Source organism: Stenotrophomonas sp. 63632_Sma, assembly GCF_056482875.1.
This window is the reverse complement of sequence record NZ_CM151220.1, coordinates 4,245,624-4,267,356: the sequence shown is the minus strand read 5'-3', so window position 1 is coordinate 4,267,356 and position 21,733 is coordinate 4,245,624. Positions and strand designations below refer to the sequence as shown.

Here is a 21,733-nt window from a genome sequence, read left to right as displayed (position 1 = left end):
GCTGGAAGGGGCAATTTGCCATGGCAATCGACGTAAGGCCGGGTCGGGCACATCGATCCGGACCGGTCCGGGGGCTGGGCTGTGGACCGGAGCCGGGTTGTCGGAATCTGCCGACGATGGGGTAGGCTGTGCCCGCACTGCCAAGGATCAGCGGGTACGGATCATGTCGATCTATGCATTGAAAGGACGTTTCCAGGACCTGTTGCGTCCAGCCGTACGCGGTCTGTACCGCATGGGGATCACCGCCAATACGGTGACCGTGGCCGCCGCCGTGGTCTCGCTGCTGGTGGCTGCCGCCGTGTGGTGCTGCGCGCCGGCCCAGCCCCTGCTGTACCTGCTGCTGCCGCTGTGGATGCTGCTGCGCATGGCACTCAACGCGGTGGACGGCATGCTGGCCCGCGAGTTCGGCCAGCAGTCGAGGCTGGGCGCCTATCTGAACGAGCTGTGCGATGTGATCGCCGACGCGGCGCTGTACCTGAGCCTGCTCAGCGTGCCGGGCGTGCGCCCGGAAGCGCTGTGGCTGCTGGCCTGGACGGCGGCCCTGAGCGAGTACACCGGGGTGCTGGGGCTGATGGTCGGTGCCAGCCGCCGCTATGACGGCCCGATGGGCAAGAGCGACCGCGCGTTCGTCATCGGCGTGCTGGGCCTGCTGCTGGCGTTCGGCTGGGGGGCTGCGATGACTGTCACTGGCGTGGCCGCGGCCATGGCGGTGCTGTGCGTGCTGACGATGATCAATCGCGTCCGTCGCGGACTGCGGGAAGCGGCGGTTTCGCCGAATTAATCAAGCAGATACAAAAAGACAATCAGGAGATTGCATGCGTCAGGCGCAGGAACGGGAATTCCACAGCTTCGACCAGGTACCGCTGTTCTACCGGTACTGGGCGAGCACCACCGCGACCCCAGCCACCAAGGCTGTCGTGCTGCTGCATCGCGGCCATGAACATTCTGGCCGGGTCACCCACCTGGTCGATGAGCTGGACCTGCCCGACACCGCCTTCTTCGCCTGGGATGCACGCGGTAATGGGCGTTCGCCCGGCGCACGAGGCGATGCCCCGGGCTTCCCGGCGCTGGTGCGTGATCTGGACAGCTTCATCGCCCACATCGGCGCCGAGCATGGCATCGCGGTGGAAGACATCGTGGTGATCGCACAGAGCGTGGGGGCGGTGGTCGCCGCCACCTGGGTGCACGACTACGCGCCGCGCCTGCGCGCGCTGGTGATGGCTTCGCCGGCGTTCAAGGTGAAGCTGTACGTGCCGTTCGCACGCCCGGGCCTGGCCTTGATGCAGAAGCTGCGCGGCAATTTCTTCGTCAACAGCTACGTCAAGCCGCAGTGGCTGACCCACGATCCGGCGCGGGTGGAAAGCTACCGCACCGATCCGCTGATCACCCGGCCGATCTCGGTGCGCGTGTTGCTGGGCCTGTACGAAGCGGCCGACCGCATCGTCGCCGATGCGCAGGCGATCAGCGTGCCGGTGCAGCTGCTGGTGTCCGGCTCGGATTTCGTGGTGCACCGTGGCCCGCAGGACCGCTTCTACGAGCGCCTGTCCAGCCCGATCAAGGAGCGCGTGCATCTGCCGGGCTTCTTCCACGACACGCTGGGCGAGCGCGATCGGGCGCCGGCGCTGGCGCGTATCCGCAGTTTCATCCAGGCACGTTTCGCCGAGCCGCTGCGCGAACTGTCGCGGCGCGATGCGCACCGCCATGGGCCGACTTTCGAAGAATCGGAGATCCTGGCCTGGCCACCGGAACGCAACAGCCTGGCCGACCTGCGCTGGCGCGTGGTACGTGGCGGCCTGCGCTTCGGCGGAACGTTGTCCGAAGGCATCGCGCTGGGCCTGCAGACCGGATTCGATTCGGGCAGCACGCTCGACTACATCTATCGCGATGAGGCGCGCGGCAAGGGCCCGTTGGGGCGCATGATCGACCGCAACTATCTGGATGCGATCGGCTGGCGCGGCATCCGCGTGCGTGGCAAGCACCTGCAGGAGCTGCTGCGCGATGCCGCCCAGCGCCTGCGCGGGCAGGGCGCGCCGGTACGCGTGCTGGACGTGGCCGCTGGTCATGGCCGCTACGTGCTGGAAGCGTTGGGAACGGGCGAGCAGCGTGCGGACCGCATCGTGCTGCGCGATTTCAGCGATCTGAACGTGACCCAGGGCAAGGCGCTGATCGAGCGCCTCGGCGCGACCGACATTGCCCGCTTCGAACAGGGCGATGCGTTCGATCCCGCGCAGCTGGCGACCGTGGACCCCGCACCCACGCTGGCGGTGGTTTCGGGGCTGTATGAATTGTTCCCGGACAACGATGCGGTGCTGCGATCGCTGCAGGGGATTGCTGCAACGGTGCCGGTCGGTGGCTACCTGGCCTACACCGGCCAGCCGTGGCACCCGCAGCTGGAGTTCATCGCACGCGCACTGACCAGCCACCGTGGCGGCGCCGCGTGGGTGATGCGCCGCCGTACCCAGCAGGAAATGGACGAGCTGGTGCGCCTGGCCGGGTTCGAGAAGGTGGCGCAGCGTATCGACGAATTCGGCATCTTCACGGTGTCGCTGGCGCGCCGGACAGAGTGATGGCGACGCTCGCCGCATCCCCGCTGGCCGCAGAGGGGCGCCCCTGGCGGCGCGCCCTGTTGTGGCTGGCCCTGCTGGGCCCATTCTTCTTCGCCAGCTATGGCTTCGCCAACTGGATGGCCGGCCGCCATGCCGAACTGCCGGTGATGGCGTTCGGATGGGAAACGCAGATTCCGTTCGTACCGTGGACGATCGTGCCGTACTGGTCGATCGATCTGTTCTATGCGGTTTCCTTCTTCCTGTGCCGGCAACGGTTGGAGCTGGACCGGCATGCGTTGCGGTTGTTCAGTGCACAGTTGATCGCGGTGACCTGCTTCCTGCTGTGGCCACTGCGCTTCAGTTTCGAGCGGCCGGAGATCGGCGGTGTGTTCGGCTGGTTGTTTGATGTACTGCTGGGCTTCGACAAGCCGTTCAACCAGGCGCCATCACTGCACATCGTGTTGCTGATCGTGCTGTGGGTGAAATTCGCGCAGTACCTGCATGGGGTGTGGCGTTGGGTACTGCATGTGTGGGCGCTGCTGATCGGCGTCTCGGTGCTGACCACATTCCAGCATCATTTCATCGATATCCCGACCGGCCTGCTGGCCGGTTGGCTGTGCGTCTGGCTGTGGCCGGAGCAGGGCACGCCACCCTTGCGTGCCTGGCGCACCGCGCGTGACGCCAAACGTTGGCGCCTGGCAGCGCTGTACCTGCTGGGGGCCGCTGCATTGCTGGTGCCGGTGGTGCTTCTGCGTGGCGCGGCGTTGTGGCTGCTGTGGCCGGTGGTATCGCTGCTGCTGGTGGCGCTGGCCTATGCCGGGCTGGGTACGGCGGTGTTCCAGAAGCGCGCCGATGGACGTCTGGCAATGGCGGCACGCTGGCTGCTGGCGCCGTACCTGGGCGCAGCCTGGATCAATTCGCGGCTGTGGACGCGGCGTGCGCCGCAGCCGGTGCCGGTGATGGACGGTGTATGGCTGGGGCGTGTTCCCTGCGCTGCATTGCCGGCACCCTTGGTCGGCGTGGTCGATGCCTGTGCCGAACTGTCCTGTCGTGCACCGGGCGCGGCGTATGCCAGCGTGCCGATGCTGGACCTGGTGGTGCCCACGCCGCACCAGTTGCGCGAGGCGGCCGAGGCGATCGAGCGGCTGCGTGCGCATGGACCGTTGCTGGTGTGCTGCGCACTGGGCTATTCGCGCAGTGCTGCCAGTGTGGCGGCCTGGCTGTTGCGCAGTGGTCGTGCCACCGATACCGATGCCGCGGTGGCGATCGTGCGCACGGCACGTCCGGGCATCGTGCTGGGCGCGGCGCATCTGCATGCCATCACTGCTGCAGCGGGAGCACGCACGTGAGTAGGGTTCCCGATCTGGCGACCATGCAGCTGCTGCTGCGGCAGGGCCGTTGGCCGGCCGGCCTGTCGCTGGGCCTGCTGCTGGTGGCGCTGCTGCTGCTCGGCACCGAACCTGGCCTGGCGATGATTGCCGCCGGCGTGTTGCTGCTCAGTGTTGCCGCGGGCATCGCACAGATCTACCACGCGTGGCGGGTGGCGCTGGATGCCAGCCTGCTGCAGCTGCTGCGCGATGAAGGCCTGGAGGGTGACGCCGCCGCGCGCCGCACCGACCAGCTGCTGCACGCCAGTGGCCTGCGCCGCATGCAGCCCGACGCGCCGCTGCGCGGCTGGGATGCGCGCTGGGCCGGCATGCGCCGCCTGCTGCTGCGCCAGTACCTGCTGACAGCGGTGCAGTTCGCACTGCTGGTGCTGGCCGTGTTGTGGCCGCAGACGTGAACGGGAGGGACCGATGTTCGCTGAATTGATTGCGCGCGCCTGCAGTGGCGCGATCCATGTAGTGACCGGCGCCCGCGCGCTGTGGATCGGCTGTGCGCCGTCCAGCGAACGGCGCGTGTATTACGGCAACCACGCCAGCCATGGTGACTTCGTGCTGATCTGGTCGTCGATGCCACCGGCACTGCGGCGCCAGGTGCGCCCGGTGGCCGCGGCCGAATACTGGCAGCGCGATGGCCTGCGTCGCTACCTGATCGATGCGGTGTTCAACGGCGTGCTGGTCGAGCGCGAGGCCGGCCATCGCCAGCAGGATCCACTGCAGGCCCTGCGTGACGCGGTGGACGAAGACTGCTCGCTGATTCTGTTTCCGGAAGGTACCCGCAACGTGGGCGAAGAGCCGCTGCTGCCGTTCAAGAGCGGCATCTATCACCTGGCACGGCAACGCCCGGAGCTGGAATTCGTACCGGTGTGGATCGACAACCTGAAGCGGGTGATGCCCAAGGGCCGGTTCCTGCCGCTGCCGCTGCTGTGCACGGCCACCTTCGGTACGCCGCTGCGGCTGCAGGCCGACGAGGACAAGGCCGCCTTCCTGGCCCGCAGCCGGCAGGCGCTGCTGGACCTGGCGCCGAACGGGGGCAGGGCATGAGCTTCCTGATCGATGTGTCCGGCGACCTGGCCACGCAGAGTGTCGGCCAGCAGACCGGCCTGCTGTTTGCTGGCGTGGGTGCGGTGCTGGTGCTGGCCACGCTGGTGGCCGAGACATTGCGCTGGCGCCAGCGTGGGCAGCCCAGCGCGGTGATCGCCAACCTGGTCTCGCGCATCCGCGCGTGGTGGGTGATGGCGATCGTGGTCGGGCTGGCGCTGTTCTTCGGTCGTGCCGGGGTGATCGTGTTGTTCGCGATCATCTCGCTGTTCGCACTGCGCGAGTTCATCACCCTGGCGCCGACCCGCTCGGGCGACTACTACGCGCTGCTGGCCGCGTTCTACATCGTGCTGCCGTGGCAGTACTACCTGGTCTGGATCGACTGGTACGGCATGTACACGCTGTTGATTCCGGTCTATGCGTTCCTGTTCCTGCCGATCCTGTCGACCATTGGCGGTGATACCACGCACTACCTGGAGCGGACCGCGAAGGTGCAGTGGGGATTGATGATCTGCGTGTTCTGCATCTCGCATGTGCCGCTGCTGCTGAACCTGCACGTGCCCGGCCATGACCCGTCGCGCAACGTGCTGCTGTTCGCCTTCCTGGTGATCGTGGTGCAGTCTTCGGACGTGCTGCAGTACATCTGGGGCAAGTTGCTGGGCAGGCATCTGATTGCGCCGAAGCTGTCGCCGTCGAAGACGGTGGAGGGCTTCGTGGGCGGTGTGCTGAGTGCCAGTGCGCTGGGTGCGGCGCTGTGGTGGATCACCCCGTTCACGCCGCTGCAGGCGTTCGGCCTGTCGCTGCTGATCAACCTGATGGGGTTCTGGGGCGGCCTGGTGATGTCGGCGATCAAGCGCGACCGTGGCATCAAGGACTGGGGCCACATGATCGAGGGTCATGGCGGCATGCTCGACCGGCTTGACTCGGTATGCTTCGCCGCGCCGGTGTTCTTCCATGTGGTGCGGTACTACTGGAAGGCGGGCGGCGGCGGTTGATTCTGCCGGCTTCCATCCACGCATGGCGTGGATCTACTGGCGGGCGGGGGCGGTTTACTCTGCCGGGCTTTCATCCACGCATGGCGTGGATCTACCGGTAGTGCCGGCCGCTGGCCGGGCACTGCAACATCCTGCCGTCGTTCATGGGGTTGCCGGCCAGCGGCCGGCACTACCCTCGTGCGCGCTTACGCGCTGATGCCGTATTCCTTCAGCTTCTTGCGCAGGGTGGCACGGTGGATGCCCAGCATCGCGGCGGCGCGGCTCTGGTTGCCTTCGCAGTGATTGAGCACTTCCACGAACAGCGGAATCTCCATCTCGCGCAGCACGATCTCGTAGACATCGTCCGCATCGCAGCCATCAAGGTCACGCAGGTAGCGGCGCACGGACTGGGCGACGTGTTCACGCAGCGGTGGCCGGGGAGCGCCACGACTGTTGTCAGGACGAGAAAGGACAGCGTTCAAGGGGGGTTCCCGATTCGGTTGGCCCGTGCGCGCGGAGCGCGCGGCCGGACGAGGTGGTGGCGGCCAGTCTAGCGCGAGCGTGCCCGGCCTGCCACGGCTGGTCGCCTCTCCCCGGTCAGAGGAAGTCGAAGGTGAATGCGACGGTGGACGCAGCGGGCTCCTGCAACCGGAAGGCGACGCGCGCGCTCTGGCCCGGTTCCAGCAGGGCTGCACCGGGGTTCTCGCCCAGGTACTGCGCGGGCGTGAACACGCCGCTGCCGATCACCCGGCCATCGGCATCGGACAATGACAACCGCAGGTCCGGCCACGCCTGTGCCCAGCGCGCATCGTTGCGGATGCTGGCCTGTACCTGCAGCACACCGGCCTGGCCCGGCAGGGGGCGGATCTCGCGGCTGGTCATGGTGAACGCAGCGGGTTCGTGCCAGGCAGGCAGGCTGCAGCGCAGCACGCCGCACAGCGTGCCCAGCCATGCGCGGTTGCCGGCGTCGGCGGCCAGCCGCGCGCGGTCGGCCAGCACGCTCTGCAGTACCAGCAGCAATGCCAGCCCGGCGACCAGCAGCCAGTGCCAGCGGGGTGTTGGCAGCGTGCGCGTGCGCGCGCTGCCGAGGAAGCTGGGGGCATCATTGGCGACCGCCGTTGCCTGCACCGCGACCGGCGCCGGTTCGATGGCCGCTGCTTCATCAACGATGACAACGTCATCGTCGTGTCGCATCTCTGTCGCCGGTGGGCGTACCAGGTCGATGGGCTCGGCCTGCATCTGCTCCACAGGCGTTGAGTGCCCGGCTTCGTCCTGCATGCGCGCATCGGTCGCAGGCGCAGGCTCACCCTCCGGCGTCGTGCGCAGGAAGGTGGCCAGGGGACGGCGCGGTGGGTTCGGCTCGGACATGCTCAGGGCGCGGGCTCGGATCCAGCGGTCATTCAACCACGATCAGGCGCGGCGCACGCCGGTGATGCGCATCCAGTCGCCATCCTGGGTGGCCTGCAGATCGTCGAACCATGCTGCGTAGCGCTGCAGCAGTTCGCCTTCCTGGCCATGCAGGATGCCGGACAGGGCGATGCGGCCACCGGCAGCAACGCGCGCAGCCAACAGTTCGGCCAGCGCATCCAGCGCCGAGGCGAGGATGTTGGCGACCACGATCGGATAGGTCGCGACCGGTTCGTCCTGCGGCAGGTACACATGCATGCGGGCCTGCTCGCCGTTGCGCTCGGCATTGTCGGCGGTGGCGACCAGGGCCTGCGGATCGTTGTCCACGCCGATGGCTTCGGCGGCGCCCAGCTTCAGCGCGGCCAGTGCGAGGATGCCCGAGCCGCAACCGAAGTCGAGCACGCGCTGGCCCTGCAGCAGGCCATCGACCGCCAACTGGTCCAGCCAGCGCAGGCACAGTGCGGTGGTCGGGTGGGTGCCCGAACCGAACGCCAGGCCCGGGTCCAACCGCACCACGGCGGCATCGGCGGCCTGTGCGGCATCGGGCAGTTCATGGTTCCACGGCACGATCCAGGTGCGGCTGCCGAAGTCCATCGGCTGGAACTGGTCGAGCCAGGCACGTTCCCAGTCTTCATCCTCGACCGCGCGGAAGCTGCCGCTGCTCCAGTCCAGCTCCGGATCGAAGGATTCCAGTGCGGCCAGCAGCAACAGCGCGTTGCTGTCGGCGGGGAACAGTGCGCTCAGCACCAGCGTGTCCCACAGCGGGGTCTCGCCCACGCCCGGTTCGAGAATGGCCTGTTCGTTGCTGGTATCGGCCTCGGCATCGAGCAGGGTCACGGCCAGTGCACCAACGTCCTCCAGCGCATTTTCATAGCGGGGCTGGGTGGCTTCGGTGCAGCGCAGGGTCAGTTCCAGGAACGGCATGGTGGTGGGGGCAATCGCAGGAAAGGGGGCCATGCTAGACCATCGGGGCGTCTCCGTATTGCCTGAGATGCCGCTCCGAGATGAACGAAGCCCGTTCAGACAGGCCCGTCGGGCCTTGCTAAACTTCGTGCTTTCCTATGCGCCGCATCGCCTACCGCCGCCGATGGCCTTCGCTCCGACCCTGAAAACCTGGTTGCTCGTACTGCCGGCTGTGGCCGTGCTGGGCGTGGCCGGTTATCGGGCCAGCGGCCATGCTGCGACGTCTTCGGTAGCGTCGGCGGATCTGGCAGGTGCGGTCGCGGCCGCTGACAGTGCGGCGCCGCTGCCGGTGATGCCGGAGGCGCTCGCGCGCCGCCTGGCACCCTTCGAGCGTGGCAACGCATTGCCGTCCGGGCTGCCCCTGGATCTCCGCGCCGATATCGAAGACGCCACCGACCTGTATGCCTATGCTCAGCGGTTGCGTGCCCAGGCGGACGAAGGCAACCACGAGGCGCGCTGGATGCTCAGCCGTGTCTATGACTACTGCGCGCAGTACGCGGTCGATCCGGGTGGCTACCGCTTGGACAACAACGTGCTGGCCGGGCTGGGCCTGACCGCCGCACCGGCGATGGTGCAGGCGCGCGAACGCGTCGCGCAGCGTTGTGGTGGTTTCGTGCCGGGCGACAAGCTGGGCACGGCCTTGGTGCTGTCCGAACGTCGCAAGGCGGCCGCACAAGGCAATCTGGCTGCTGAGGCTGCGTTGTTCGCCGAGGGCGAACCGCTGCAGGACAGCCCCGAGTACCGCCGTGACCTGGTTGAACGGGTGCGCACCTCGCGCGACCCGGAGGCCTTCATGGCGATCGCACCGGGCATGGGCGTGCGCGCCTCGGGTGACCGCGCGCTCAACGGCCTGGTGGCGGGCGAGCAGCTCAGTGAACTCGCATGGCGGCTTGCGGCCTGCGAACTCGGTCTACCGTGTGGGGCAGACAGTGTGCTGGTCAACAGTTTTTGTGCGAACGGAGGGATCTGTTCGCAGGATGGTACGCAGGATTTCCGGGATTTCGTGTATGACGCTGCGGTATCGCGGCAGGGCGCTGGGAAGATGAAGGAATGGATCAAGCGATTGGTTGGAAAGAGGAACGAGCAATGAACTACCGCCGATTCCTGCACGGGGCCAAGTTCTGGTTCTGGGTGGCCCTGTTCGTGGCCTACTCGGCCGGCGCGGTTGGCCTGTTGATGATCGATACCTATGAAGATCGCTACCGGCATCTGTCGAAGGTGGAACTGACCACGGTGAAGGCGCAGGAAGACGTGCGCCGTGCCGGTGCCAGCCAGGTGGCCGCGGTCTATCGCGCGCAGAGTGGCATGCCGTTCGCGTCGCTGCCGGCGGGCAGCACCTTCCAGGTGGTGTGGCCGGATGGTTCGACCGAGACCATGGTGATCGTCGACCCGACGTCGCCCAATGGCGTGCGTCCGCTGGCGAACTCGCAGATTCCGGCCGAAGCTGCCGACAAGCGCTGATGCGCCTGCTGTAGCGCCGAGCCCACGCTCGGCTGAGCTTTCCGGCAAGCCGAGCATGGGCTCGGCGCTGCAGCAACAGAAAAGGGCGGGGATATTCCCGCCCTTTTCATGTCCAGCACGTGGCGCCGATCAGGTCAGCGCGATCGGCTTGTTCTTGCGTTCGGCCAGGCGCTTTTCCAGGTAGTGGATGTTCTGGCCACCGGCCTGGAAGCCCTTGTCGCGCATGATCCGCTGCTGCAGGGCGACGTTGGTCTTGATGCCATCGACCACCATTTCGCTCAGTGCCACCCGCATGCGGGCAATGGCGGTTTCGCGGTCCGGGCCGTGCACGATCAGCTTGCCGATCATCGAGTCGTAGTTCGACGGCACGCGGTAGCCACTGTAGATGTGGGTGTCCACGCGCACGCCGGGGCCGCCCGGAGGATGGAAGCCGGTGATGGTGCCCGGGCTCGGCACGAAGGTTTCAGCATCTTCGGCGTTGATGCGGCACTCGATGGCATGGCCGGTCAGCACCACGTCGCTCTGCTTGATCGACAGCTTCTGGCCGGCGGCGATCTTCAGCTGCTCGGCCACCAGGTCGATGCCGGTGACCATTTCGGTGACCGGATGTTCCACCTGGATGCGGGTGTTCATTTCGATGAAGTAGAAGCGGCCGTCCTCGTACAGGAACTCGAACGTGCCGGCACCACGGTAGCCGATGCGTACGCAGGCTTCGGTGCAGACCTTGCCGATCTGCTCGCGCTGCTCGGCGGTGATGCCCGGTGCCGGCGCTTCTTCCACCACCTTCTGGTGGCGGCGCTGCATCGAGCAGTCACGCTCGCCCAGGTGGATGGCGTTGCCCTGGCCGTCGGCCAGTACCTGGATTTCCACGTGGCGCGGGTTCTCCAGGAACTTCTCCATGTAGACCTCGCCATTGCCGAACGCGGCCTTGGCCTCGCTCTTGGTGGTTTCGATCGAGGTCTTCAGCGAGGCTTCGGCGTGCACCACGCGCATGCCGCGGCCACCGCCACCACCGGCCGCCTTGATGATGACCGGGTAGCCGATCTCACGGGCGATCTTGGTGTTGGCGACGATGTCTTCGCCCAGCGGGCCGCCCGAGCCGGGCACGCACGGCACGCCGGCGGACTTCATCGCGCGGATGGCTTCGACCTTGTCACCCATCATGCGGATGGTGTCGGCCTTGGGGCCGATGAAGATGAAACCGGACTCTTCCACGCGCTCGGCGAAGTCGGCGTTCTCCGACAGGAAGCCGTAGCCCGGGTGGATGGCCTGGGCGTCGGTGACTTCCGCCGCGGCGATCAGTGCCGGGATGTTGAGGTAGCTCTGCGGCGACGGCGCCGGACCGATGCAGACCGACTCGTCGGCCATGGCCACGTGCTTGAGGTTGCGGTCGACCGTGGAATGCACGGCCACCGTGCGGATGCCGAGGGTGTGGCACGCGCGCAGGATGCGCAGCGCGATTTCCCCTCGGTTGGCGATGACGACTTTGTCGAGCATGGCGTGCCCCTCAGCCGATCACGAACAGCGGCTGGTCGAATTCGACCGGCTGGCCGTTCTCGCCGAGGATGGCGACGATGGTGCCGGACTTGTCGGCTTCGATCGGGTTGAACATCTTCATCGCTTCGATGATGGCCAGGGTCTCGCCTTCCTTGACCTGCTGGCCAACGCTGACGAACGCAGGCTTGTCCGGGGCGGACGACGCGTAGAAGGTGCCGACCATCGGCGAGCGCAGCACGTGGCCTTCCGGCAGCGCCGGGCCCGGCTTGGCGGTGCCACCGGTGGAGGCTTCGGTCGGCGACTGCATCGGCATCGCCTGCGGCGCCGGAGCGGCCGGAGCGGCGTACACCGGGGCGGCGACCGGGGCGGCATAGCCGGCCACCGGGGCGCGCGACAGGCGCACCGACTCTTCGCCTTCCTTGATTTCGATTTCAGCCAGGTTCGACTCTTCCAGCAGGTCGATCAGCTTCTTGATTTTGCGGAGATCCATGGTGGCCTCTTTGCTCTTGATGTCAGTGTGGTGGGAAGCGCATCGCGCTCGGGTCAAAGCAGTTCGTAGAACTCGCGCAGCTGCCGCGTACGGTCGCGCGTCTGGGTGATCAGGCACTGCATCTTCGCAGGGTTGCGCGAGGTGCCGTCTGCATTGAAGGCGTAGACTGCCTCGCAGTCTGCATCGCGCAGGGTTATCCAGATGCGCTGGGCCTTCACCAGCTGCTGTTCGGCCGCTGCGCAGCGACTGCAGCTGCCATCGGCGGCCTGCGCCTTCAGTTCGCCGCGCGCCTGGACGTAAACGGCGTTCAATGCGCTGTCGGCGTCATCCAGGCGATCGGAATCGCACATGTCGCGCTCGTAGCCGCCGGTCGCCTGCGCGCAATCAATGCCGGCGGCCGCGCGCTCGGCGGCGACGCTGGCGCCGCACACGCCGGCCCACAGCACGATGCAGGCAAGCACTCTTGGGAGCATCTTCACGCGCGGGCCGCCTGCACGCGCAGCAGCGCCGCGTCCATCGCGTAGCGGTAGCTGTCGGCGCCGAAACCGCAGACCACGCCCACGGCTTTGTCACTGAAGTAGCTGTGCTGGCGGAACGGTTCGCGGGTATGCGGGTTGGACAGGTGGATCTCGATGAACGGCACCGCCACCGCCGCCAGCGCATCGCGCAGGGCGACCGAGGTGTGGGTGAAGGCGGCGGGGTTGATCAGGATGAAAGCGGTTCCGTCGTCGCGTGCGGCCTGCACGCGGTCCACCAGCACGTGCTCGGCATTGGACTGCAGGCTCTCCACCGCGTGCCCGGCAGCCGAGGCCTGGGCGGCCAGCGCCTGGTCGATGTCGGCCAGCGTGGTGTGGCCGTAGACCTCCGGCTCGCGGGTGCCGAGCAGGTTGAGGTTGGGGCCGTGCAGGACCAGCAGCTTCGCCATGGGATCCGGAAGACGGGAAAGGGCGGCAGTCTGGCGGAACCGGCGGATGCTGTCCAGTTCGGCGAAGTTTGCAGCGTTTCAATCGATTGTTTGAAATTCCCCGGAGGGCTTGCGGCCGTATGGCGCGCGCTGGATCAAGGCGCGCTGAACGCCGTGCAGCTGGGGGATGCGTGCACGTAGGCCGACGATGGCGGCAGGCCGGGCGATGACCGATGCCGCAACGGGCGGTGATGCGGTAGATCCGCGCCATGCGTGGATGAAGGAAGTTCGGTGCGCAGCAGGCTACGCACCCAACGAGGGGCAGCCCAAGGTCCGCTGCACGCCACCCACCGCCCCCGCCACGCACCCGCTCACGTCTCCAGCGGCACCGTCGGCACCACGTTCGGGAACACCTCCTCCAAGGGCTCCCGTTCCCCCGGCTTCGGTGCCGGCCAGTTGTAGGCGTTCACCGGCTGCGCGCGGTTCACCCACAACGCGTAATACAGATGGTCGGCGCGGCCATCACCGGTATTGGGGTGGATCAGGATGGTCAGGCCCAGGCTGTTGAGCTGCAACCAGGGCACCAGCACCGGCAGCAGGTCGTTGGTGAAGCCGAAATAGAACGACGGGGTGACGTGCGGTCCGCGTGGTTCCAGGTTCCAGTTGCCCAGCTCCACCGGGAAGCGTTCGGCCGCCCAGCGCCGCAGCAGCGCAGCTTTCTCGAAGCTGTCCTCGTCGAAGTAGATATGCGCGTGATAGCTCTTGATGTCGGTGTAGGCACGTGGGGTCGCGGGCAGGGTGGCCTCCCCGGGACGCACGCTGGCTGGGCGCGGGGTCGGTTCGCTGGCGGTGACCTGGCCCCAGGGGCTGCTGCCCTTCACCGGCGGCGGGACGATGGCACGGAAGCCGGGGCGCCCGGGTTCGGTGGTGTTCACCGTGCTTTCGCCGCGCGGGGCTGCGGCGGCGGTCGACGCACTGGCCAGGCCGCCGGCGGCCAGACCGGCCGATGCGATCAGGCGGCGGCGTGTGGGCGAAAGCAGGTCGGCCCAGTGGGCGTCATCGTCGCCGGCGTCGATCAAGGTCAGCGGGTCCGGGTGCATGAAGGGCTCCGTGGCGGCATCGTGTGGGCAGGCAAGCACGCTCGGGCACCTGCATCCACAGCGTCCAATAAGCAGGTGGCATCACCTCATGCAGGTTTGCGCCGTCGTCGTTGAGCCCGGCTGCAGGGCGGGCTAGGGTGCAGGTCTGCCGCCCCGGAGCCCGCCATGACCTCGCCCGATGCCGATACCCAACGCAAGCGCGCGGCCTTCCGCCAGCTGCATGCAGCAGGGTGCTTCGTACTGCCCAATCCATGGGACGTGGGCAGTGCGCGCTACCTGCAGCGGCAGGGCTTCCAGGCACTGGCCACGACCAGTGCCGGCTGTGCCTGGAGCGAAGGGCGGCCGGACGGAGCGGTTTCGCTGCAGGCCACGCTGGACCATCTGCGCCTGATGGCGGCAGCGACGCCGCTGCCGTTGAACGCCGATTTCGGCGATGGTTTCGGTGATACGCCGCAGAAGGTGCAGGAGGCGGTGGCCGCAGCAATCGACACCGGCATCGCGGCGTTGTCGATCGAGGATGCCAGCGGCGTCGCCGATGCACCGCTGCGTCCGATCGATCAGGCGGTGGAGCGCCTGCGCGCTGCCCGTGCAGCCATCGACCGCGCGGGCGGCGACGTGCTGCTGGTTGGCCGTGCCGAGAACTTCTTCGTCGGCGTGCCGGATCTGCCGGACACCCTGCAACGCCTGCGCGCCTATGCCGAGGCCGGTGCAGACGTGCTGTATGCACCTGGCATCAGCACGCGCGAGCAGATCAGCGCGGTGGTCGCCGCTGCGGGGCTGAAGCCGGTGAACCTGCTGGTTGGTGGGCCAACACCGCTGAGCCTGCAGGACATCGCCGCACTCGGCGTGCGCCGGGTCAGCCTGGGCGGTGCGCTGGCGCGTGCGGCGTGGGGTGGGCTGATGCAGGCGACCCAGCCGATCGTGCAGGACGGCCGCTTCGATGGCCTGCAGCAGGCGGCTTCCGGGGCCGCGTTGAACGCGCTGTTCCGTTGAGGGAAACGCCGGCACTGGCCCAGGCCAGCAGACGGAAGTAGATCCACGCCATGCGTGGATGGATGCGCCTGCGATTACAGCGCTTCCATTCCACCCTTGGGCAGCGTCACCCCAGGCTCCAACGCCGGCAGCAGTTGCCGCAGCAGCGCGGGATTGTCCAGCAACGCAGCACCGTCAATGAAACTCCATTGGGCTGTGCCGACGCGGCGCACGGCGAGCATGAACGAGGTGCTGCGCATCGGCGCCTCGCGCACGCGCAGCAGCGACTGGCGTGGCACGAAGCAGACTTCCTCATCACCGGCTGCATAGGTGCGGCCCGGCACGCCGGCCTCGTCGCTGATGATGGTGACCCCGGCCTTGCGCAGCTCTTTCAGGGTGTCGCGAGTCATACGCGCATAGGCCTCATCGCCCCCGGCCAGGCGCTTCAGGCTGGGATGGGTTCGGGCGATGATCAACTCGGCATCGCCGCGGGCGAATGCGCCCATCATCGCCTGCACGTCCTGGCGCAATGCGGCTGAGTCTTCCGGACTGAGCTCACCGGCCAGCGCTGGCGCAACGGCCATTGCCATCGGCAGGGCCAGCAGAAGGGCGAGCAGGTATCGGTGCATCGTCGGGTATCTCAGCGGGAACCGCCGCACTATACGGCGGATGCGGAAACAGCGTCCCACGCATGGCGCTGGTGTCCCGGGCGCCATTACCTACTATTGGTAGATAGTAAATTCCGGACATCCCCCATGCACACCCTCATCGTTACCGCCCATCCTGAATCCGCCGCGTTGACCCATGCCATCGCCAGGCGCATCGGCGAAGCCATCACCGCAACGGATGCCGCCAATACCGTGACCCATGCCGATCTGATGGCCGAAGGCTTCGATCCGCGCTTCAACACGCACGACCAGGCGCTGTTCCGTGGCACCGGCGCACCTCCAGCCGACGTCGCCGCCGAGCAGGCGCGGCTGGATGCTGCCGATACGCTGGTACTGGTCTACCCGCTGTACTGGTGGTCGTTTCCCGCGCTGCTGAAGGGCTGGATCGATCGCGTGTTCACCCAGGGCTGGGCCTACCAGGACGGTGCAGACGGCAAGGTGCAGAAGAAGCTGCAGCGGTTGCGCGTGCACCTGGTCGGCATCGGTGGAGCGGGCGCGGACATGATCGAACGGCGCGGTTACGGCGCCGCGATGAAGACGCAGATCGACATGGGCATCTTCGACTACTGCGGCGCGCGCGTGCTGACGTCAGACCTGCTGCTGGATGCCGATACCGGTGCGGCCGAAACGCATCTGCAGACCGCGCTGGCGATCGGCCGTAAAATCGGAACTCCGATGCACTGATCGCCGTGTTCCGCCGATGCCTGCCAACGCCGCTCCCACGCGCCGCCGATTGACCCGCGAGCAACGCGCCCGCCAGTTGCTGGACGTGGCCTGGGCGCTGGTTGGCGAAGAAGGCACCGACGCGTTGACCCTGGGTCGGCTGGCCGAGGCCGCGGGCGTGACCAAGCCGGTGGCCTACGATCACTTCGTGACCCGCAACGGCCTGCTGGCCGCGCTCTACGATGACTACGACGGTCGCCAGACGGTGGTCTTCAACGAGCGCATCGGCCGCGCACGGGCGCAGTTGGCCGATCGTGCGGCGGCCATCGCCTCCGGCTACATCGACTGCATCCTCAGCCAGGGCAGTGAAGTGCAGGGCATCCTCGCCGCGCTGGTGGGCGCTCCGGAACTGCACGAGGTACGGCGGCGTTACCAGCAGGATTTCATCGACAACTGCGACGCCTGGCTGGGCCCGTTTGCTGCCGACGGCACGGTATCGCTGGCGGGACGCTGGGCGATTCTCGGTGCGGCCGAAGCCCTGTCCGAAGCCGTGGCAGCAGGCGCGCTGGACAAGGCCGCAGCCGAAGCCGAGCTGCAGCGGCTGATCGTGGCAACGGTCAAGCGACGCTGAGCCGCTCAGGCGTCGGCGGTGCTGTCGGCCAGCGCCGCGAACCCGGCGGCCAGCCGCTCGCGCACAAGGGCATCGCGTGCGTCGCGGCTTTCAGAACCCAGCACCACGGTGATCAGGCGTACCGGCTGATCCCGCCCGGGCACTGCCCGGCAGGCGGTGGCGGCCAGGCAGAAGCCTGCGGCCTGGGTGTAGCCGGTCTTCAAGCCATCCACGCCGTCATCGCCAAGCAGGGCGTTCTGGTTGCTGCGGCTGAAGCTGCCGTGCGCGAACACGCGCTGCGCGGTGATCGCCAGGATCTGCGGATGATCGTTCAACAGGCAGGCGGCCAGCACCGCCATGTCGCGCGCGCTGGACGCATGGTGCGGGGTGGTGATGCCGGACACGCTGGCGAACCAGCTGCTGCGCAGGCCGAGCTGGCGCGCGTGCCGGTTCATGCGCTCCAGGAACGCAGGCTGTGATCCGTCCAGATGGCGCGCGATGGCCAGCGCCGCGTCATTGCCGGAGACGATCATCAGTCCTTCCAGCAGGCGCGCGAGGGTGACTGTTTCACCGGGCACCAGGCCCATGCGTGTTTCATCATCGGCCACCGCGTGCACATCCCCGGTGGCGATGGTGACCGCTTCGTCCCACGCGCCTCCGTTCTCTTCGACGCATTCGTACGCCGCATAGGCGGTCATCAGCTTGGTCAGCGAGGCCGGTTGCCTGGCGATGTCCGCGTTGTGCTGGTGCATCACCGCGAACGTTGCCGCATCGAGGGTGATGGAGGACAGCGGTGCACGCGCAGGAGCAGGAGACGGCATGGAAGGGCCGATGGAGGAGGGCCTGCAGGATAGCCCGCGGCGGCTGCATGAAGCTGCAATATTGCAACGATATAACGTATCGACATTGTGGGCCGCCGATGGCCCGACGGGACACCCGATGACTGCACGCATTCCACGCCGCTGGCTTCATTCTTCGTTGCTGCTCGCGCTGGCCGCACTTGGCGGCTGCCAGCCCAATCTGCGCGCCGAGGCTGTTGCTTCCGGCCCAGCGCGCCCGCACAACGTGATCGTGATGATCAACGACGGTGCCGGTTGGGGCACCTGGGACGCCGCCGCCTACTGGCAATACGGCAGCCGCGAACGGGCGCCGTATGCGGATTTTCCGCAGCGCCTGGCGGTAACCACCTTCCCGTTGAATGCCAGCAGCCAGCCGACCCGCGACAACGCGCAGACCCTGGGCTACGACGCGGGCAAGGCCTGGGATGACACGCCGGTTCCTGCGCAGGACCTGCCGTTTGCGGGCTACCAGTACCTGGCTGCGGTGGCTACCGACAGTGCGGCGGCGGGCACCGCGTTGTCCTCGGGCATCAAGACCTACAACAACGCCATCAACTTCAACAACGATGGCAATCCGGTCGAGTTCAATACGCTGCGCGCCAAGCGGCTGGGCATGGCCACCGGCGTGGTGACTTCGGTACCGTTCGCGCATGCCACGCCGGCCGCGTTCGCGGCGCAGAACGAATCGCGCAACAACTATCACGCCATCGCCCATCAGATGCTGGCGCAGGGGCATATGGATCTGGTGATGGGCACCGGAGGCCCGGGCTACAGCGTTGATGGTCGCGCCTGTGACGAGAGTGCCGGCGCGGCCAAGGCCGAGGGCTGCGCGAACCCGTGGGAATGGGTGTCGCAGCAGGATTGGCAGCAGCTGGAAGCGGGCAGCACCATCGGCGGCAATCCGTCGGGGCCGTGGCGCCTGATCCGCAGCAAGGAAGCGTTCGCCGCGCTGGCGCAGGGACGGTTGCCGGCAGACCGGCCGCTGATCGGCGTGCCGCGCGTGGCCAACACGCTGCAGCAGGCGCGCCAGCTGCAGGTGCTGGGCAAGGATGCGGCCACACCTTCCGGTGTGAGGAAGATCGACAGCGTGCCGGATCTTGCGACCATGACCCGTGGTGCGCTGCAATTCCTGCAGCAGCGTTCGTCCAAGGGGCTGTTCCTGATGGTGGAAGGTGGCGCCACCGACTGGGCCGCCCATACCAGTGCCTGCGGCACTGAATGGCACTACGGCCAGTGCAGCGACCAGCCGCAGTACGGCCGGCTGATCGAGGAAACCGTGGAGTTCAACGACGCGGTGACAGCAGTGATCGAGTGGATCGAACGCAACGGTGGCTGGGAGCGCAACCTGCTGATCGTCACCACCGACCACGACAACAGCATGCCGATGGGCCCGGATGCACAGAACGTCGCCTTCGAGCCGGTGCGCAACAACGGCCGTGGGCGCATGCCGGGGATGAGCTTCCGTCCCACCGGCAACCATTCCAATGCGCTGGTGCCGTTGTGGGCCAAGGGCGCGGGCGCGGAGCTGCTGGGCCAGCGCGTGCGGGGCGTTGATGCCGGCTACCGTCAGCACGTGCGCTGGAACGACGGCAGTTACATCGACAACACCGATGTGGCTGCGGCGGTGCAGGAAGCGCTGCAGCGTCCACGGTAACGCCCGGTTGCACGCGGGCTGTTGTCGAGGCAGCCTGCGTACATGCAGTCGGATATCCGCATCGACGGTCGTGTCTTCGCCTACGTCTTCCCCTGTGCGTGGGAAGACTACGCGAAGATTGGTTTCTCACGTGATCCGCTTGGGCGCATCAGCGCATTGCATCGGCGTTGGTTCGAGTTCTTCGATCTCGACGCCGGTGCGCTGGTGGAAGCGGAAAGCGAGCGCGATGCGCGGGATCTGGAGCTGCAGCTGCGTTCGCCGTTCAAAGCGCACCGCGCGCCGGCGCCGATGACGGTCCAGGACAAGGCTGGAGGCCGCACCGAATGGGTGCGTGGTGCCAACCACGCTTTGTCGCTCGCGGTTGCCGGCCTGGGCGAACAGGGCTATCGCTGTTATCCACTGAAGGGGTGGCTGCGAGCCGCCCTTCGCCTGCGCATGGACCGGTTGCACGACTGGGCTGCGGTGCAGCTTCCCGAAGAGGAAGGCCTGCGGATCCCCGGTGGCCCCGGCGAGGGCGCGCTGCGTGACACCCTCGACGGTTGTCGGGCATTGGACATCGATCCGATCCCGTGGCTGCCTGAACACATCCAACGCTGGTATGCAGGTTGAGGAGCGTTCAACGGGCTCGCGGCGGCTGAACCGGCGCGGCCGGTTGCCGCGCGCACTGCGGGGCAGGTGTGGACGGGCTGGCCAGCTGGCATGCCAGCTCGGCACTGGCCACGTGGCCGTGCAGGAACAACAAGCCGCTGAAGATGTTCATGAGCGTGCCTCCACTTGAGTGGATTGCACGATACGGGCAGCATGGACGGGCAAAAAGCGACATTTCCGCAAGCATGCCTTGAGAGAAATTCAAGCCTGATGTCCCGCCCTCCGCTCCATGCCCTGCAGGGCTTCGTGGCTGCTGCCCGGCTCGGCAACCTGTCGCGCGCGGCGGCGTCGATGAACCTGACCGTCAGTGCGCTCAGCCATCAGATGCGGCAACTGGAAGAACGGCTCGGGCAGCCGCTGCTGATCCGCCAGCCGCGTGGTGTCACCCTCACCCTTGAGGGGCAGCGCCTGCTCGACCAGGTCGGACCGCATCTGGATGCGATCAACGAAGCCTTCCAGCCCTATGCCGCACGTGCCGAGCACGTGTTGACGATCAGCGCGGTGCCGTCGATGGCGTCGGCCTGGCTGGTGCCGCGCCTGGGTCACTTCGTGGCCGAGCATCCACAGATCGAGATCAACCTGCAGTCGAGTGAACGCCTGATCGATTTCGAGCGGCAGCGCCAGTTCGACGCCGCGCTGCGTCTGGGCAGCGGGCAATGGCCGGGCCTGGTGGTGGAACCGCTGTTCGACGAGTGGCTGGTGCCGATGGCGAGCCCGGCGCTGATCGAACGCATAGGCGGCATTGACCGTGTGCCGTTGACCCGGTGGCCGCTGCTCGGTGATCCGGACGGCGCGTGGGGCGCCTGGTTCGCGTTGAGCGGGCAGAGCCCGCCGTCGCGTTTCGTGGCGGTGCTGGATGATTCGGAGGCGCACCATCGCGCCGCTCTGGATGGCGTGGGCGTAGCGCTCGGGCGGGTGACGCGGGCGCGGCTGCTGCTGGATTCGGGCCAGCTGGTTGCACTGTCCAGCCAGCGCCTGAAAACCGACTGGCCGCATTGGCTGGTGTACCCGCAGCGCTCGGCCAGCCATCGCGGCTTCCTCGCGTTCCGCGACTGGCTGCATGCGCAGGCCGCCGAGCATGTGCGGCACATGGCAGACGCACATCTATAGCGCCGAGCCATGCTCGACCATTGCATCTGGATCTGTAGCGTCGAGCCATGCTCGACTGCTGGTGCTCTGCAGTCACCGAACCAGCGTGACCGCCTGCCCGGCACGCGCGAACGCTGCCTCAAGCAACGGGCCGGCCTTGATCGCCTCCACTTCCTCGAACAACGCCCGCAATGCATCGGCCGGGCGTGAGGCCGGCGCCGCCACTGCCTGCTGGATCGCGGTGAAGCGGTCGGCCAGCACACGGTGGCCGGGATGCGCCTGCGCCCATGCTTCCAGCGGCTGGCGTACACCGGCGGCGGCATCCAGGCGCTGCTGATCGAACAGGGTGATGGCCGCCGCCGAGGTCTCCGCCCGCTCGATCGTGGCATGGCGCAGTTCGCGACTGAGGAACAGGTCATAGGCCGCGCCACGCCCCACCGCGATGCACAGCCCCTCGCGATCCAGGTCGGCCACCTGCTGCGCCGGGCTGTCCTCGCGCACCAGATAGGTGCCTTCGATCTCCACATACGGAGCACTGAAGGCAATGCGGTCGGCACGTGCCGGATCGATGGCCAGGAAGGCCAGATCCCAGCCGTCTTCGCCTGCTGCCTCGACCACCGAGGCTGCGGCATCGTGGCAGGTGAAGCGTGCCTGCACCCCCATCCGTTGCGCCAACGCGGTAGCCAGTTCCAGCGAGGGGCCGCGCGGTGAGCGCGCATCGCCCTGTGCCAGCACCGGGTTGCCCAGGTTGATCGCCACGCGCAGGAAACCGTGCGGTGCCAGCGTACTTCGGTGGTCGGCCAGGGACATGCGGGACTCCACGGG

Annotated in this window: 26 protein-coding genes; 14 read left to right on the top strand and 12 right to left on the bottom strand. The window is 67.4% G+C overall.

Features of this window, described 5'->3' with window-relative positions; genetic code table 11:
- Nucleotides 1-163 precede the first annotated feature (163 nt).
- Genes ACZK45_RS19825 through ACZK45_RS19800 form a run of 6 tightly spaced genes read left to right on the top strand, consistent with a single transcriptional unit; the run spans nt 164 to nt 5,964 of the window.
- Nucleotides 164-781 carry a CDP-alcohol phosphatidyltransferase family protein gene (locus ACZK45_RS19825; RefSeq protein ID WP_071229372.1) on the top strand — a complete coding sequence of 206 codons (618 nt, stop codon included), beginning with the start codon at nt 164-166 and terminating at the stop codon, nt 779-781.
- Between the two features lie 34 nt (nt 782-815).
- Entirely contained in the window at nt 816-2,567 is a 1,752-nt protein-coding gene (locus ACZK45_RS19820; RefSeq protein WP_180838261.1) for a bifunctional alpha/beta hydrolase/class I SAM-dependent methyltransferase, read from the top strand.
- Entirely contained in the window at nt 2,567-3,895 is a 1,329-nt protein-coding gene (locus tag ACZK45_RS19815) for a phosphatase PAP2/dual specificity phosphatase family protein (RefSeq protein WP_478445124.1), read from the top strand. The genes ACZK45_RS19820 and ACZK45_RS19815 overlap by 1 nt, the downstream gene beginning before the upstream one ends.
- Nucleotides 3,892-4,329: a hypothetical protein gene (locus tag ACZK45_RS19810; protein ID WP_180838262.1), complete on the top strand. Its 438-nt coding sequence runs from the start codon at nt 3,892-3,894 to the stop codon at nt 4,327-4,329. Before ACZK45_RS19815 ends, ACZK45_RS19810 begins: the two co-directional genes overlap by 4 nt.
- A 13-nt stretch (nt 4,330-4,342) precedes the next feature.
- Nucleotides 4,343-4,972, top strand: a complete 630-nt coding sequence (locus ACZK45_RS19805) for a lysophospholipid acyltransferase family protein (RefSeq protein ID WP_032129554.1) — start codon at nt 4,343-4,345, stop codon at nt 4,970-4,972.
- A complete protein-coding gene (locus ACZK45_RS19800; protein WP_032129555.1) occupies nt 4,969-5,964 on the top strand; it encodes a phosphatidate cytidylyltransferase in 996 nt (331 codons plus the stop codon). Before ACZK45_RS19805 ends, ACZK45_RS19800 begins: the two co-directional genes overlap by 4 nt.
- 185 nt (nt 5,965-6,149) lie before the next feature.
- Here ACZK45_RS19800 and fis read toward each other — a convergent pair whose 3' ends face one another.
- From fis to prmA, 3 genes are all read right to left on the bottom strand, one after another.
- Nucleotides 6,150-6,425: a DNA-binding transcriptional regulator Fis gene (fis, locus tag ACZK45_RS19795; protein ID WP_005419706.1), complete on the bottom strand. Its 276-nt coding sequence runs from the start codon at nt 6,423-6,425 to the stop codon at nt 6,150-6,152.
- A gap of 115 nt (nt 6,426-6,540) precedes the next feature.
- Entirely contained in the window at nt 6,541-7,311 is a 771-nt protein-coding gene (locus tag ACZK45_RS19790; protein WP_478445123.1) for a DUF3426 domain-containing protein, read from the bottom strand.
- 42 nt (nt 7,312-7,353) lie between these two features.
- Nucleotides 7,354-8,274, bottom strand: coding sequence for a 50S ribosomal protein L11 methyltransferase (prmA, locus tag ACZK45_RS19785; protein WP_049463300.1), 921 nt, complete (start codon nt 8,272-8,274; stop codon nt 7,354-7,356).
- 163 nt (nt 8,275-8,437) lie between these two features.
- Here prmA and ACZK45_RS19780 point away from each other — a divergent pair, with 163 nt between their 5' ends.
- The gene (locus ACZK45_RS19780; RefSeq protein WP_032129558.1) at nt 8,438-9,403 is read left to right on the top strand and encodes a hypothetical protein; all 966 of its coding nucleotides are present in this window, start codon (nt 8,438-8,440) and stop codon (nt 9,401-9,403) included.
- Nucleotides 9,400-9,774: a hypothetical protein gene (locus tag ACZK45_RS19775; RefSeq protein WP_010481078.1), complete on the top strand. Its 375-nt coding sequence runs from the start codon at nt 9,400-9,402 to the stop codon at nt 9,772-9,774. Before ACZK45_RS19780 ends, ACZK45_RS19775 begins: the two co-directional genes overlap by 4 nt.
- A gap of 129 nt (nt 9,775-9,903) precedes the next feature.
- Here ACZK45_RS19775 and accC read toward each other — a convergent pair whose 3' ends face one another.
- From accC to ACZK45_RS19750, 5 genes are all read right to left on the bottom strand, one after another.
- The gene (accC, locus tag ACZK45_RS19770; RefSeq protein ID WP_032129559.1) at nt 9,904-11,271 is read right to left on the bottom strand and encodes an acetyl-CoA carboxylase biotin carboxylase subunit; all 1,368 of its coding nucleotides are present in this window, start codon (nt 11,269-11,271) and stop codon (nt 9,904-9,906) included.
- A gap of 10 nt (nt 11,272-11,281) precedes the next feature.
- Nucleotides 11,282-11,761, bottom strand: a complete 480-nt coding sequence (gene accB, locus ACZK45_RS19765; protein WP_032129560.1) for an acetyl-CoA carboxylase biotin carboxyl carrier protein — start codon at nt 11,759-11,761, stop codon at nt 11,282-11,284.
- 53 nt (nt 11,762-11,814) lie between these two features.
- Complete coding sequence (locus ACZK45_RS19760) at nt 11,815-12,240, bottom strand: lysozyme inhibitor LprI family protein (RefSeq protein WP_097048608.1); 426 nt, start codon at nt 12,238-12,240, stop codon at nt 11,815-11,817.
- The gene (gene aroQ, locus ACZK45_RS19755; RefSeq protein ID WP_049423471.1) at nt 12,237-12,686 is read right to left on the bottom strand and encodes a type II 3-dehydroquinate dehydratase; all 450 of its coding nucleotides are present in this window, start codon (nt 12,684-12,686) and stop codon (nt 12,237-12,239) included. Before aroQ ends, ACZK45_RS19760 begins: the two co-directional genes overlap by 4 nt.
- 350 nt (nt 12,687-13,036) lie before the next feature.
- Nucleotides 13,037-13,765 carry a DOPA 4,5-dioxygenase family protein gene (locus ACZK45_RS19750; protein ID WP_049401742.1) on the bottom strand — a complete coding sequence of 243 codons (729 nt, stop codon included), beginning with the start codon at nt 13,763-13,765 and terminating at the stop codon, nt 13,037-13,039.
- A 165-nt stretch (nt 13,766-13,930) separates the two neighbouring features.
- Here ACZK45_RS19750 and ACZK45_RS19745 point away from each other — a divergent pair, with 165 nt between their 5' ends.
- Nucleotides 13,931-14,758, top strand: coding sequence for an isocitrate lyase/PEP mutase family protein (locus ACZK45_RS19745; protein ID WP_478445122.1), 828 nt, complete (start codon nt 13,931-13,933; stop codon nt 14,756-14,758).
- Nucleotides 14,759-14,832: 74 nt separating this feature from the next.
- On the opposite strand, the gene ACZK45_RS19740 is transcribed toward ACZK45_RS19745, so the two are convergent.
- Entirely contained in the window at nt 14,833-15,366 is a 534-nt protein-coding gene (locus ACZK45_RS19740) for a hypothetical protein (RefSeq protein WP_180838671.1), read from the bottom strand.
- A 126-nt stretch (nt 15,367-15,492) separates the two neighbouring features.
- Here ACZK45_RS19740 and ACZK45_RS19735 point away from each other — a divergent pair, with 126 nt between their 5' ends.
- Together ACZK45_RS19735 and ACZK45_RS19730 are read left to right on the top strand one after the other, a co-directional pair.
- Nucleotides 15,493-16,089: an NAD(P)H-dependent oxidoreductase gene (locus tag ACZK45_RS19735; protein ID WP_277778241.1), complete on the top strand. Its 597-nt coding sequence runs from the start codon at nt 15,493-15,495 to the stop codon at nt 16,087-16,089.
- A 16-nt stretch (nt 16,090-16,105) separates the two neighbouring features.
- A complete protein-coding gene (locus ACZK45_RS19730) occupies nt 16,106-16,699 on the top strand; it encodes a TetR/AcrR family transcriptional regulator (protein ID WP_180838672.1) in 594 nt (197 codons plus the stop codon).
- Between the two features lie 5 nt (nt 16,700-16,704).
- Here the strand turns inward: ACZK45_RS19730 and ACZK45_RS19725 are convergent, their stop codons facing one another.
- Nucleotides 16,705-17,499: a D-alanyl-D-alanine carboxypeptidase family protein gene (locus ACZK45_RS19725; RefSeq protein WP_180838673.1), complete on the bottom strand. Its 795-nt coding sequence runs from the start codon at nt 17,497-17,499 to the stop codon at nt 16,705-16,707.
- A 118-nt stretch (nt 17,500-17,617) separates the two neighbouring features.
- On the opposite strand from ACZK45_RS19725, the gene ACZK45_RS19720 reads away from it, so the two are divergent.
- Nucleotides 17,618-19,171 carry an alkaline phosphatase gene (locus tag ACZK45_RS19720; protein WP_478445121.1) on the top strand — a complete coding sequence of 518 codons (1,554 nt, stop codon included), beginning with the start codon at nt 17,618-17,620 and terminating at the stop codon, nt 19,169-19,171.
- A gap of 42 nt (nt 19,172-19,213) precedes the next feature.
- The gene (locus tag ACZK45_RS19715; protein ID WP_317217635.1) at nt 19,214-19,780 is read left to right on the top strand and encodes a GIY-YIG nuclease family protein; all 567 of its coding nucleotides are present in this window, start codon (nt 19,214-19,216) and stop codon (nt 19,778-19,780) included.
- A 7-nt stretch (nt 19,781-19,787) separates the two neighbouring features.
- Here the strand turns inward: ACZK45_RS19715 and ACZK45_RS19710 are convergent, their stop codons facing one another.
- Complete coding sequence (locus ACZK45_RS19710; RefSeq protein ID WP_180838676.1) at nt 19,788-19,931, bottom strand: hypothetical protein; 144 nt, start codon at nt 19,929-19,931, stop codon at nt 19,788-19,790.
- A gap of 98 nt (nt 19,932-20,029) precedes the next feature.
- Between ACZK45_RS19710 and ACZK45_RS19705 the strand changes: the two genes are divergently transcribed.
- The gene (locus tag ACZK45_RS19705; RefSeq protein ID WP_478445120.1) at nt 20,030-20,929 is read left to right on the top strand and encodes a LysR substrate-binding domain-containing protein; all 900 of its coding nucleotides are present in this window, start codon (nt 20,030-20,032) and stop codon (nt 20,927-20,929) included.
- A 72-nt stretch (nt 20,930-21,001) separates the two neighbouring features.
- On the opposite strand, the gene ACZK45_RS19700 is transcribed toward ACZK45_RS19705, so the two are convergent.
- Nucleotides 21,002-21,718, bottom strand: a complete 717-nt coding sequence (locus ACZK45_RS19700; protein ID WP_253145239.1) for an ABC transporter substrate-binding protein — start codon at nt 21,716-21,718, stop codon at nt 21,002-21,004.
- Nucleotides 21,719-21,733 lie beyond the last annotated feature (15 nt).

Coding starts and splice junctions, on each gene's coding strand:
- ACZK45_RS19790 (WP_478445123.1), bottom strand. CDS start 7,311: ATGTCCGAGCCGAACCCACCGCGCCGTCCCCTGGCCACCTTCCTGCGC.
- ACZK45_RS19705 (WP_478445120.1), top strand. CDS start 20,030: ATGTCCCGCCCTCCGCTCCATGCCCTGCAGGGCTTCGTGGCTGCTGCC.
- accC (WP_032129559.1), bottom strand. CDS start 11,271: ATGCTCGACAAAGTCGTCATCGCCAACCGAGGGGAAATCGCGCTGCGC.
- ACZK45_RS19820 (WP_180838261.1), top strand. CDS start 816: ATGCGTCAGGCGCAGGAACGGGAATTCCACAGCTTCGACCAGGTACCG.
- ACZK45_RS19750 (WP_049401742.1), bottom strand. CDS start 13,765: ATGCACCCGGACCCGCTGACCTTGATCGACGCCGGCGACGATGACGCC.
- ACZK45_RS19825 (WP_071229372.1), top strand. CDS start 164: ATGTCGATCTATGCATTGAAAGGACGTTTCCAGGACCTGTTGCGTCCA.
- ACZK45_RS19730 (WP_180838672.1), top strand. CDS start 16,106: ATGCCTGCCAACGCCGCTCCCACGCGCCGCCGATTGACCCGCGAGCAA.
- ACZK45_RS19740 (WP_180838671.1), bottom strand. CDS start 15,366: ATGCACCGATACCTGCTCGCCCTTCTGCTGGCCCTGCCGATGGCAATG.
- ACZK45_RS19710 (WP_180838676.1), bottom strand. CDS start 19,931: ATGAACATCTTCAGCGGCTTGTTGTTCCTGCACGGCCACGTGGCCAGT.
- accB (WP_032129560.1), bottom strand. CDS start 11,761: ATGGATCTCCGCAAAATCAAGAAGCTGATCGACCTGCTGGAAGAGTCG.
- ACZK45_RS19720 (WP_478445121.1), top strand. CDS start 17,618: ATGACTGCACGCATTCCACGCCGCTGGCTTCATTCTTCGTTGCTGCTC.
- prmA (WP_049463300.1), bottom strand. CDS start 8,274: ATGCCGTTCCTGGAACTGACCCTGCGCTGCACCGAAGCCACCCAGCCC.
- ACZK45_RS19775 (WP_010481078.1), top strand. CDS start 9,400: ATGAACTACCGCCGATTCCTGCACGGGGCCAAGTTCTGGTTCTGGGTG.
- ACZK45_RS19725 (WP_180838673.1), bottom strand. CDS start 17,499: ATGCCGTCTCCTGCTCCTGCGCGTGCACCGCTGTCCTCCATCACCCTC.
- ACZK45_RS19780 (WP_032129558.1), top strand. CDS start 8,438: ATGGCCTTCGCTCCGACCCTGAAAACCTGGTTGCTCGTACTGCCGGCT.
- ACZK45_RS19745 (WP_478445122.1), top strand. CDS start 13,931: ATGACCTCGCCCGATGCCGATACCCAACGCAAGCGCGCGGCCTTCCGC.
- ACZK45_RS19815 (WP_478445124.1), top strand. CDS start 2,567: ATGGCGACGCTCGCCGCATCCCCGCTGGCCGCAGAGGGGCGCCCCTGG.
- ACZK45_RS19735 (WP_277778241.1), top strand. CDS start 15,493: ATGCACACCCTCATCGTTACCGCCCATCCTGAATCCGCCGCGTTGACC.
- ACZK45_RS19800 (WP_032129555.1), top strand. CDS start 4,969: ATGAGCTTCCTGATCGATGTGTCCGGCGACCTGGCCACGCAGAGTGTC.
- ACZK45_RS19700 (WP_253145239.1), bottom strand. CDS start 21,718: ATGTCCCTGGCCGACCACCGAAGTACGCTGGCACCGCACGGTTTCCTG.
- ACZK45_RS19715 (WP_317217635.1), top strand. CDS start 19,214: ATGCAGTCGGATATCCGCATCGACGGTCGTGTCTTCGCCTACGTCTTC.
- ACZK45_RS19805 (WP_032129554.1), top strand. CDS start 4,343: ATGTTCGCTGAATTGATTGCGCGCGCCTGCAGTGGCGCGATCCATGTA.
- aroQ (WP_049423471.1), bottom strand. CDS start 12,686: ATGGCGAAGCTGCTGGTCCTGCACGGCCCCAACCTCAACCTGCTCGGC.